Source organism: Pseudonocardia humida (assembly GCF_023898865.1).
GTDB classification, from domain to species: domain Bacteria; phylum Actinomycetota; class Actinomycetes; order Mycobacteriales; family Pseudonocardiaceae; genus Pseudonocardia; species Pseudonocardia humida.
The window spans coordinates 25,836-36,409 of record NZ_JAGSOV010000032.1; the positions used below are offsets into that span (position 1 = coordinate 25,836).

General features: G+C 73.2%; 7 protein-coding genes. 4 read left to right on the plus strand and 3 right to left on the minus strand.

What is annotated here, in order from left to right; translation table 11 throughout:
* Positions 1-86: 86 nt before the first annotated feature.
* From fdh to nrfD, 3 genes are all read left to right on the plus strand, one after another.
* The gene (gene fdh, locus KDL28_RS14080) at positions 87-3,485 is read left to right on the plus strand and encodes a formate dehydrogenase (protein ID WP_252438605.1); all 3,399 of its coding nucleotides are present in this window, start codon (positions 87-89) and stop codon (positions 3,483-3,485) included.
* Positions 3,482-4,555, plus strand: a complete 1,074-nt coding sequence (locus KDL28_RS14085) for a 4Fe-4S dicluster domain-containing protein (protein ID WP_252438607.1) — start codon at positions 3,482-3,484, stop codon at positions 4,553-4,555. Before fdh ends, KDL28_RS14085 begins: the two co-directional genes overlap by 4 nt.
* 176 nt (positions 4,556-4,731) lie before the next feature.
* Positions 4,732-5,766, plus strand: a complete 1,035-nt coding sequence (gene nrfD, locus KDL28_RS14090; protein WP_443698373.1) for an NrfD/PsrC family molybdoenzyme membrane anchor subunit — start codon at positions 4,732-4,734, stop codon at positions 5,764-5,766.
* A 537-nt stretch (positions 5,767-6,303) separates the two neighbouring features.
* Here nrfD and KDL28_RS14095 read toward each other — a convergent pair.
* The 3 genes from KDL28_RS14095 to KDL28_RS14105 all read right to left on the minus strand — a co-directional run bounded on the left by KDL28_RS14095 (position 6,304) and on the right by KDL28_RS14105 (position 9,381).
* Positions 6,304-7,083, minus strand: a complete 780-nt coding sequence (locus tag KDL28_RS14095) for an SDR family NAD(P)-dependent oxidoreductase (RefSeq protein ID WP_252438609.1) — start codon at positions 7,081-7,083, stop codon at positions 6,304-6,306.
* 49 nt (positions 7,084-7,132) lie between these two features.
* A complete protein-coding gene (locus tag KDL28_RS14100) occupies positions 7,133-8,491 on the minus strand; it encodes a PQQ-dependent sugar dehydrogenase (protein WP_252438611.1) in 1,359 nt (452 codons plus the stop codon).
* Between the two features lie 68 nt (positions 8,492-8,559).
* The gene (locus KDL28_RS14105) at positions 8,560-9,381 is read right to left on the minus strand and encodes an SAM-dependent methyltransferase (RefSeq protein ID WP_252438613.1); all 822 of its coding nucleotides are present in this window, start codon (positions 9,379-9,381) and stop codon (positions 8,560-8,562) included.
* Positions 9,382-9,620: 239 nt separating this feature from the next.
* Here KDL28_RS14105 and KDL28_RS14110 point away from each other — a divergent pair, with 239 nt between their 5' ends.
* Entirely contained in the window at positions 9,621-10,505 is an 885-nt protein-coding gene (locus KDL28_RS14110) for a Sco1979 family transcriptional regulator (protein ID WP_252438615.1), read from the plus strand.
* Positions 10,506-10,574 lie beyond the last annotated feature (69 nt).

Consider the following 10,574-nt stretch of genomic DNA (forward strand, 5'->3'; position numbering starts at 1 on the left):
GACGATCGCGGGTTTCGATCCGGCGCCGTCGGGCACGCACCGCTAGGGTCCGAGGTGATCGGTCCCGGTACGGAACGGGGGGCGCGGTGGGCGTTCGGCGATGGCTGGAGAGCTGGCCGGTGTACCGGCAGTTGACCGGTCCCGACCCGCTGGGTCGGGGTGCGGCGGCGGAGTCGCCGCGCTACGCCGCGCTGCGCCCGCGCACCGAGTCCGCCGACCGGGTCGCCGACTCGGTGTGCCCGTACTGCGCGGTCGGCTGCGGCCAGCGCGTGTTCGTCCGCGACGAGAAGGTCGTGCAGATCGAGGGCGACCCCGACTCGCCGATCTCCCGCGGCCGGCTGTGCCCGAAGGGCTCGGCCAGCCTGCAGCTGGTCACCGGGCCGCAGCGCCAGGAGAAGGTCCGCTACCGGGCGCCCTACGCCACCGAGTGGACCGACCTCGACCTCGAGACCGCGATGGACATGGTGGTCGACCGCGTCCTGGACGCCCGCGAGCGCGGCTGGCAGGAGCGCGACGAGCAGGGCAACCGGCTGCGCCGCACGATGGGCCTGGCCAGCCTGGGCGGCGCGACGCTGGACAACGAGGAGAACTTCCTCATCAAGAAGCTGTTCACCGCGCTGGGCGCGATCCAGATCGAGAACCAGGCCCGTATTTGACACTCCGCCACGGTTCCCGGTCTGGGGACCTCATTCGGTCGCGGCGGAGCGACGGACTACCAGCAGGACCTGGCCAACGCCGACTGCATCATCATCATGGGCTCGAACATGGCCGAGGCCCATCCGGTCGGGTTCCAGTGGGTGATCGAGGCGAAGGCCCGGGGTGCCCGGGTCATCCACATCGACCCGCGGTTCACCCGGACCAGCGCGCTGGCCGACACCTACGTGCCGCTGCGCGCCGGTAGCGACATCGCCTTCCTCGGTGGCGTCATCAACCACGTGCTGTCCAACGACCTCGATTTCCGGGAGTACGTCGCGGCGTTCACGAACGCGTCGTTCCTGGTGAGGGAGGGTTTCGAGGACACGGAGGACCTCGACGGGCTCTTCGGCGGCTACGACGCCGAGACCGGCACCTACGAGCGCGACTGCTGGCAGTACGAGGGCGCCGACCAGGAGCGCGAGGAGCCGGAGGGCGCCAGCCCGGACTCGCCCTCCGGGGACGACGACTCGGAGATGGACAAGGAGCGGACCTCGCCGATGGGCAGCGGCGCGGCCGGGGCCCCACTGCACGGCGCGACCAACGTCGCGACCGACCCGACGCTGCAGCACCCGCGCTGCGTGTTCCAGATCCTCAAGCGGCACTTCGCCCGCTACACCCCGGAGATGGTGGAGCGGATCTGCGGCACGCCGCGGGAGAAGTTCCAGGCCGTGTGCGAGGCGTGGGCGTCGAACTCCAACCGCGAGCGCACCTCCGCGCTGGTCTACAGCGTGGGCTGGACCCAGCACAGCGTCGGCGCCCAGTACATCCGGGCGGGCGCGATCGTCCAGCTGCTGCTGGGCAACATCGGTCGGCCCGGCGGCGGGGTGTTCGCGCTGCGCGGGCACGCCAGCATCCAGGGCTCCACCGACGTGCCCACCCTGTTCAACCTGCTGCCCGGCTACCTGCCGATGCCCACCGCCGGATCCCACGAGACGCTGACCGACTACCTCGACGACCTGCGCAGCCCGACCCAGAAGGGCTACTGGACCGGCGCGGACGCCTACCTCGTCTCGCTGCTCAAGGAGTACTTCGGCGACAACGCCACCGCCGAGAACGACTACGGCTACGCGTGGCTGCCGAAGATCGACGGCGACCACGGCACGTACCGCACGGTCATGGACATGGTCGACGGCGGGAAGGTCTTCGGCTACTTCCTGCTCGGCCAGAACCCGGCCGTCGGCTCGGCGCACGGCAGGCTGCAGCGCCTGGGCATGGCCAACCTGGACTGGGTCGTCGTCCGCGACCTGGCCATGATCGAGAGCGCCACGTTCTGGAAGGACTCCCCGGAGATCGAGACCGGGGAGATCTCCCCGCAGACCTGCCGCACCGAGGTCTTCTTCTTCCCGGCCGCATCGCACGTGGAGAAGGAGGGCACCTTCACCCAGACCCAGCGCATGCTGCAGTGGCGGGAGAAGGCCGTCGAGCCGACCGGTGACCAGCGCTCCGAGCTGTGGTTCTTCTACCACCTCGGGCGCAAGCTCCGAGAGCGGCTGGCCGGGTCCACCGATCCGCGCGACGAGCCGGTGCAGAAGCTCGACTGGAGCTACCGGGTCGACGGCTCGGGGGAGTGGCCCGAGCCGTCGGCCGAGGACGTGCTGCGCCGGATCAACGGCTACCGCACACGCACCGGCGAGCCGGTCGACTCCTACCTGGAGCTCGAGGCCGACGGCAGCACCGCCTGCGGCTGCTGGATCTACAGCGGCGTCTACGCCGACGGGGTCAACCAGGCCGCGCGGCGCAAGCCGCACGACGCCCAGGGCCCCTACGACCGGCAGTGGGGCTGGACCTGGCCGGCGAACCGGCGGGTGCTCTACAACCGCTGCTCGGCCGACCTGGACGGCAAGCCGTGGAGCGAGCGCAAGAAGCTCGTCTGGTGGGACGCCGACGAGGGCAGGTGGACCGGCGACGACGTCCCGGACTTCCCGGCGACCACCCCGCCCCGCTACGAGCCGCCGCCGGACGCGGTCGGCCCGGAGGCGCTGCGCGGCGACGACGCGTTCATCATGCAGGCCGACGGCAAGGCCTGGCTGTTCGCGCCGCACGGGCTGCTCGACGGCCCGATGCCCACGCACTACGAGCCGCACGAGTCGCCGGTGTCCAACGCGCTCTACGGCCAGCAGGGCAACCCGACCCGCAAGGTCTACGGGCGCACCGACAACCCGTCCAACCCCGCCCCGCCCGAGCTGCACCGCGAGGTGTTCCCGTTCGTGCTCACCGCGGCGCGGCTCACCGAGCACCACACCGCGGGCGGGATGAGCCGCCAGCTGCCCTACCTGGCCGAGCTGCAGCCGGAGCTGACCGTGGAGGTCTCCCCGGAGCTGGCCCGCATCCGCGGGCTCACCCACCTGGGCACGGCGCACGTGGTCACCAGCCGCGCCGCGGTCCAGGCCAGGGTGATGGTCACCGACCGGATGTCGCCGCTGTGGATCGACGGCCAGGTCGTGCACCAGATCTGGATGCCCTACCACTGGGGCGGCACGGGGCTGGTGTCCGGCGACGTGGTGAACGACCTGCTCGGCGTGGTGGCCGACTCCAACGTGTTCATCCAGGAGAGCAAGGTGGCCACCTGCGACGTCCGGCCGGGACCGCGCCCGCGGGGCGCGGCGCTCACCGCGATGCTCGCCCAGACCCGCGCCCGGGCCGGCGTCACCGTGGAGACCGGCACCCGCATCGCGACGGCCGACGACGTGCCGCACGTGACGCACACCGAGGACGACACCGCCGGCGGCACCGACGACGGCAGCACCGACGACGGCAGCACCGGGAACAGCGCAGGGGAGCAGTCATGACCGGCAACCGGCTGTCCGGGCCGCTCGACGACCCGGCCGGCGACGCCGGGCACGCCGAGCACCCGCCGCGGGTGGGGTTCTTCACCGACACCTCGGTCTGCATCGGCTGCAAGGCCTGCGAGGTGGCCTGCAAGGAGTGGAACGCCGTCCCCGAGGACGGCCTGGACATGCTGGGCATGTCCTACGACAACACCGGCTCGCTGGGCGCGAACTCGTGGCGGCACGTGGCGTTCATCGAGCAGCCGCGCTCGACCGGGCGCCAGGACCCCGGCTTCCTCGGGCTGCCCACCGGCCCGACCGGCACCGGGCTGATGGCCGATGCGGTGGGACCGCGGTTGCGCGCCTCCGAGCGCGGCGGCTCCGAGCTGGGCACCGGCCCGCTGGACGGGCCGAAGGCGGCCGCCGAGCAGCCGGTGGGCCAGCCCGCTGAGGACCTCGGCATGCCGGCGTTCTCCCGCCCGGGCGACGCCACCGGCCCCGAGTCGCGCACCGACTTCCGCTGGCTGATGGCCTCGGACGTGTGCAAGCACTGCACGCACGCCGGCTGCCTTGACGTCTGCCCCACCGGGGCGCTGTTCCGCACCGAGTTCGGCACCGTCGTCGTCCAGCAGAACATCTGCAACGGCTGCGGGTACTGCGTGTCGGGCTGCCCGTACGGCGTGATCGACCGGCGCCCGGACGACGGCCGCGCGCAGAAGTGCACCCTCTGCTACGACCGGCTGCACGGCGGTCTGGAACCGGCCTGCGCCAAGGCCTGCCCGACCGACTCCATCCAGTTCGGCGAGCTCGACGAGCTGCGCGAGCGGGCCGACCGCAGGCTCGCCCAGCTGCACGACCTCGGGGTCGGCGAGGCCCGGCTCTACGGCAACGACCCGAACGACGGCGTCGGCGGCGACGGTGCGTTCTTCCTGCTGCTCGACGAGCCGGAGGTCTACGGTCTGCCTCCGGACCCGGTGGTGCCCACCCGCGACGCGCCGTCGATGTGGCGGCGGGCCGGGGCGGCTGCGGCGGCGTTCGCGCTGGCCGGCGTCGGCGCGTTCGTCTCCTCGGCGATCGGCGGCCGGCGGTGACCGAGGAGCCGGGCGCGGATCGCGGCAGCCAGGGGCGCACGGGCACCTCGCACGCGGCGACCGAGCTGAGCGGCGAGGCGGGCGCCCAGGCCGAGAACGAGGAGGCGCTCGACCGGAACGCCGGCGCCGACACCGCCACCCGCCCGGCGCCCGAGGGCGACTCCGAGGAGGGCTCGATCGGCCGCGAGGCCCAGCTGTTCCAGGGCAGCGGGCTGGGCAAGCGCCGCCGCCGCGGTGGAGGCGGGGGTGGGCGCGGCGAGCAGACGGTCGTGCCGGACGCGGAGTTCCGCTCGTACTACGGCCGCCCGGTGCTCAAGACCCCCGTGTGGGACTGGCGCATCCCCGCCTACCTGTTCGCCGGCGGGCTGGCCGCGGGCTCCTCGGTGGTGGCCGCCGGGGCCGACCTGACCGGGCGCCCGCAGCTGCGCCGGGCCGGCCGGCTCGGCTCCCTGGCCGGGCTGCTGGGAAGCATGTACTTCCTGGTCAGCGACCTGGGCCGGCCCGAGCGGTTCCACCACATGCTGCGGGTGTTCAAGCCGACCTCGCCGATGAGCGTGGGCACCTGGATCCTGTCGGCCTTCGGGCCGGGGGCCGGGATCGCCGCCGTCGCCGAGCTGGTCCCCGCCCGGTGGCGGCGGACGTGGCCGGCGCGCCTGCTGGCCCGGTCGGCCCGCCCGGCCGGCGTGTCCGCCGCGGCCATCGCTCCCGGCCTGGCGTCCTACACCGCCGTCCTGCTGTCGCACACCGCGGTGCCGGGTTGGAACGAGGTGCGCGACGAGCTGCCGTTCGTGTTCACCGGCTCGGCCGCGGCCAGCGGCGGCGGCTTCGGCATGCTCTGCGCCCCGGTCGAGGAGGCCGGGCCGGCGCGGGTGTTCGCCGCCGTCGGCGCCGCGGGGGAGCTGCTCGCCGCCAAGCGCATGGAGCAGCGGATGGGCCTGATCGGTGAGGTCTACCGGCACGGCAAGGCGCACCGGCTGCGGCGCGCCTCCGAGGTGCTCACCCTGGCCGGGCTGGCCGGCACGGTGCTGGTCGCGCGGCGCAGCCGGACCGGGGCGGCCGCCTCGGGCCTGGCCCTGCTGGCCGGCAGCGCCCTGCAGCGGTTCGGGGTGTTCGAGGCCGGGGTGGAGTCGACGAGGGACCCGAAGTACGTGGTGGTGCCGCAGCGCGAGCGGCTGGAGCAGCGCCGGAGGGATGCATCGGCGGCGGGCTGATGCCCGGCCCACCCCGTCGAGGGTGTGACCCCGCGGGCGAATCAGTCCCCCGCCTCGGCGAAGCGTGCACGAGCCGAAGCGACCTGCGCTCGGTCGTCGGAGTCCTCCGTCAGCTCGGCGAGCCGGGACGCCTGGTCGAGGTGCCAGGCCGCGCCATCGGCGTCGCCGAGTTCATGGCGAGCGAGAGCCACCCCGAGGTGACCCGCAGTACGGCCGCCCGCGGCCTCGAGCGCCGGAACACGGCCAACCCCGTCGCGAATCGGCCAGGCCGGCGGTGAGGAACCCCTCCGCCGGCACATGGTCGCCCCGTGCGAGGACAGTCAGTCCAAGGCCGTTCAGCGCGTCAGCACGCAGCCCAGTCGCCGATCTCGGTCGTGGCGCGCATCGATTGCCGGTACCGAAGCTCCGCTTCGTCCAAGCGCCCGGTCCGGCGCAGGAGTTGACCGAGGTTGCCGCTCGTCAACGCGGTCAGCGTCAGATCTCCGGCCGTTTCCGCCCGCCACGAGGTCTACCGCAGCTGCCTGACTCACTAGCCGACTACGCGTTGCGGATGGTCAACCCGCCGTCGACCACCACCGCGGCGCCGGTGATGTAGGAGGCCGCGGGCAGCAGCAGCGACACCGTCAGGTGCGCCACCTCCTCGGGGTCGCCGTAGCGGCGCAGCGCCGTGCGTCTGCGGGCGAAGACCTCCTTGTCGGCGTCGGGGATGGCCGCGGTCATCGCGGTGCGGATCGGGCCGGGGCACACGCAGTTGACCGTGACGCCGCTGCGGCCCAGCTCCACGGCCAGCGACCGGGTCAGGCCGATCACGCCGTGCTTCGAGCTGGTGTACGGGGCGATCCCGGGGGTGGCGCCCAGGCCCTCGGTGGAGGCGACGTTGACGATCCGGCCGTCGCCGTTGCGGGCCAGGTCGGGCAGCGCGGCGCGGATGAACAGGGTGTGCGCGGTCAGGTTGACCGCGATCGTGGTGGCCCACGCCTCGGCGAAGCCGTCGCCGTCGAAGGGCGCCCGGATGCTCACCCCGGCGTTGTTGACCAGCCCGTCCAGCGGGCCCAGCGCCGCGCGGACCTCGGCGACCGCGGCGGCCGGCGCGGCGGGGTCGGCGACGTCGGCGACGACGGGGTGCGCGGTCGCGCCGGCCCCGCGGATCTCCTCGGCGACAGCGGTCAGGCCGTCGGCGTCGCGGTCGACGATGCCGACCAGGGCGCCCTCGTCGGCGAGCAGGTGGGCCGTGGCCCGGCCCATCCCGCTCGCGGCTCCGGTGACGAGGACGACCCGGTCGGCGAGCGAACGGCTCAGTGCGGTGAGTCGGGGCATGCCCCCGTCCCTACCAGGCCCGGCCACCGCCGGGAACGCTGCCGTCGGGTCAGAGCCCGGGCGGCGCCAGCCGGTACACCGCGCCGGCGTCGTCGTCGGTGATGTAGACGGCGCCGTCGGGGCCGGGGATCGCGGTGACCGGCCGGCCCCAGCGCTTGCCGTCGGTGCCCTGGAAGCCGCCGACGAGCGTCTGCTGCGCGCCGAGCTCCCCGTTCGCGTACGGGAAGAACGAGACCTCGGGGGCCCGCGGCGGCGTGCGGTTCCACGAGCCGTGCACGCCGACGAGCGCGCCCTGGCCGTAGGGCGCGGGCAGCGTCGTGAACGACATGCCCAGCGGCGCCGAGTGGGCGCCGAGGCTCTGCTCGACCGGAGCGATCGAGCCGCAGTCGAACACCTCGCCGTCCTCGTTGGTCTCGTAGTCGGCCACGAAGGGCGGCGCCGTGTGGTCCAGCGGCGAGCCGGGCACGCCGGGCTCGACGTCGGGGTCGGGATTGCAGTACGGCCAGCCCAGGTCGCGGCCCGGGGTCAGCTTGGCCACCGGCTCGGCCGGGTGGTCGGCGACGTAGCTCTCCAGGACCTCGCCCTGGGCCGAGGCGAAGCTCCCGGGGTACTCGCGGTCGTACGGGTAGGCGATGTCGTCGCGGCCGTTCACCGCGGTCCAGAGCGCGCCGTCCGGGGCGATCGCCATCGCCGTCCCGTTGCGGACGCCGCGGGCGAACACCTCCGGCGCTCCACCGCCCGGCGGGATCCGCATGATCGAGGCCGCCTCCGGCTCGGACTCGCGGTCCTCCTCGGTGATGTTGCCGCTGGAGCCGATGGAGAAGTAGAGGGAGCGGTCCGGGCCGAGCGCGAGGGACTTGAGGGCGTGCGCGTAGGCCCCGCCCAGCTGGCCGTCCTTGGCGTCGGGCAGGTCGCCGACCACGATGTCGCCGCCGGTGGCCGCCCCGTCGGCGTAGTCGTAGGAGCGGATCTCGTCGCTCTCGGCGACGTAGAGCGTGGTCCCGTCGAACGCCAGGCCGTGCGGTTGGCGCAGGTCGCGCAGCAGCACCGACGCCTCGGCGAGCCCGGACTCCCGGGGGGTGAGCTTGACGACCTCGCCGCCCTCGGGGCGGGACACCAGCAGCGCGCCGTCGGGCGCCCAGGCCGCGTGGCGCGCCTCGTCGAGGTCGGCCCACAGCGACATCGACCAGCCCGGCGGGATGAGCGCGAAGCGCTCGCCGGTGAAGCGGTCGTTCGTGACGCCGGGAGGGACCTCCAGCCGCGTCCGCTGCAGTTCGGGCGGGGCGGCGGCCGCCGTGGGGGCGGGCTGCTCGGCGACGGTCGTGCCGCCGCACGCCGCGACCATGGCGAGGGTCAGCGCGAGGACCGGAACGGCTGCCCGGCCGCGTCTGCGGGTCGAAAGGCGCATATGCACCATCGTGCCGACCGCCCGTCAGCCGGGGTGCACCACCCCCGTACAGCGTGCGGGCGCCGTCGTCACCCCTTGCGACCGACCGCGCCCGCGATGCAGTACTGCACCGGGGACATCGGGGTGACCCGCGGTCCGTCCGGCCACCAGTCGGCGCACCGGACCAGACCCGGCTCCACCAGCTCCAACCCGTCGAGCATGGTCATGATCTCGGCCTCGGTGCGGAACGCCCCGCTGCCCATCGGGCTGTGCAGGAAGATGTCCTCCATGCGCCGGGCGAGCGCGCTGTGCTCGGAGGTCTCCGGGTCGAGGAAGTGGCTGAGCGCGACGTAGGAGCCCGGGGGCAGCGCCTCGATGTAGGTCCGCATGATCTCGGCGTAGCGGTCGCCGGTGTAATGGTGCATCGTCCCGCACTGGTACAGCGCGATCGGTTCGGTGAAATCGAGCTGCTGGCGCACGACCTCGTTGTCCAGCACGGCGCGCGGGTCGAATATGTCGGCCCCGATGAGGTGGGTCTGCTCGTTCTCCTCCAGCAGCGCGCGCCCGTGGGCCAGCACCACCGGATCGTTGTCGACGTAGACGACGCGGGCGTCCGGGCGGATCCGCTGCACGATCTGGTGGGTGTTCTCCGCGGTCGGCAGGCCGGACCCGCAATCGAGGTACTGGGTGATTCCGGTCTGCGCGGCGATGAATCGCGAGGCGCGGATCAGGAACTCCCGGTTGTCCCATCCGAGCTGGGTGGCCTCGGGGGCGACCTCCTGGATCCGGCGCAGGACCTCGCGGTCGATCTCGTAGTTGTCCTTGCCGTTGAGGAACGCGTCGTACACCCGGGCCACGCTGGCCTTGGAGACGTCGATGTGGGCCGGTACGACATCCTCGGTGCTGGTCATTCACGCCTCGTCATGCGTCGACGTCGGGGGGCAGACCTGCGGCGTCCTGCTGGGTGACGATCCGCCGGCCCGGGTGATGGTAGGCCACGCAGCGCGTTGCGTTAACCCCGGGCAGTGACCTTTCTGCGTCGCTCGTCGGCGTGTAGGGTTCGGCGGCGTCGGGGATGCAGCTCGGGTCCTGCCGAAAGGATGACCACCACTCCTGTTCGGCCGGGCGGTCGGAGGGGGAGTCGCGCGCGATGGCCGAGAACGCACCCTCGGGCGCGGATGCCGCGCCGCTGCGCGGGGCCACGGCGCGGCGGATGGTCCTGGGCGCCCAACTCCGCCGGCTGCGCGAGAGCGCGAGAATCTCCCGGTCCGACGCCGCGTACGCGGTGCGCGCGTCGGATTCGAAGCTTTCCCGGCTCGAGCTCGGCCGGGTCGCGTTCAAGGAACGCGACGTCGCCGATCTGCTCACGATGTACGGCGTGAACGACCCGGCCGAACGCGATGTCTTCCTGGACATGGTCAAGCACGCCAATCAGCCCGGGTGGTGGCGCCGCTACAGCGACGTGATGCCGAACTGGTTCCAGGACTTCGTGGGGCTGGAGGAATCGGCGTCGCTGATCCAGGGTTTCGAGCTGCAGTTCGTGCCCGGTCTGCTGCAGATCGAGGAGTACGCGATCGCGGTCGCCACGCGCGGTCGCCCCGAATACGTGCCCGAGGACGTGCGCAAGCGGATCGCGCTGCGGATGGAGCGGCAGAAGATCCTCGGCGGGGTCCGGCCGCCGTCACTGTGGGTGGTGCTCGATGAGTCGGTGCTGCACCGCCCGATCGGTGGGCGGCGGGTGCACCGCGCCCAGCTGGAGCACCTGCTGGAGATGGCCGAGCGACCCAACGTCACCGTGCAGGTGGTGCCGAACCAGCTCAGCGGGTACGCCGCCGAGCACCCGTTCACGATCCTGCGCTTCGCCGAGCCCGAGCTGCCCCACGTCGTCTACGTCGAGCACATGAGCGGGGCGCTCTACCTGGACGGGCTGGCCGAGATCGAGGTCTACAGCCGGGCGATGGACCGGCTGATGGTCGACGCCGAGACCCCGGACCGGTCGCGGGCGCTGCTGACCAAGCTGCTCTCGCAGCTGTGACCGGCTGACACGCGGACGTGCGCCCCCGCCGCGGAGCACCGACCGGGCGGGGCGCCCGGGGGCGCCCCA

Bases quoted from the DNA above. Each gene is read 5' to 3' on its own strand.
- KDL28_RS14085 (WP_252438607.1), top strand. From the start codon at position 3,482: ATGACCGGCAACCGGCTGTCCGGGCCGCTCGACGACCCGGCCGGCGAC.
- KDL28_RS14095 (WP_252438609.1), bottom strand. From the start codon at position 7,083: ATGCCCCGACTCACCGCACTGAGCCGTTCGCTCGCCGACCGGGTCGTC.
- KDL28_RS14100 (WP_252438611.1), bottom strand. From the start codon at position 8,491: ATGCGCCTTTCGACCCGCAGACGCGGCCGGGCAGCCGTTCCGGTCCTC.
- KDL28_RS14105 (WP_252438613.1), bottom strand. From the start codon at position 9,381: ATGACCAGCACCGAGGATGTCGTACCGGCCCACATCGACGTCTCCAAG.
- KDL28_RS14110 (WP_252438615.1), top strand. From the start codon at position 9,621: ATGGCCGAGAACGCACCCTCGGGCGCGGATGCCGCGCCGCTGCGCGGG.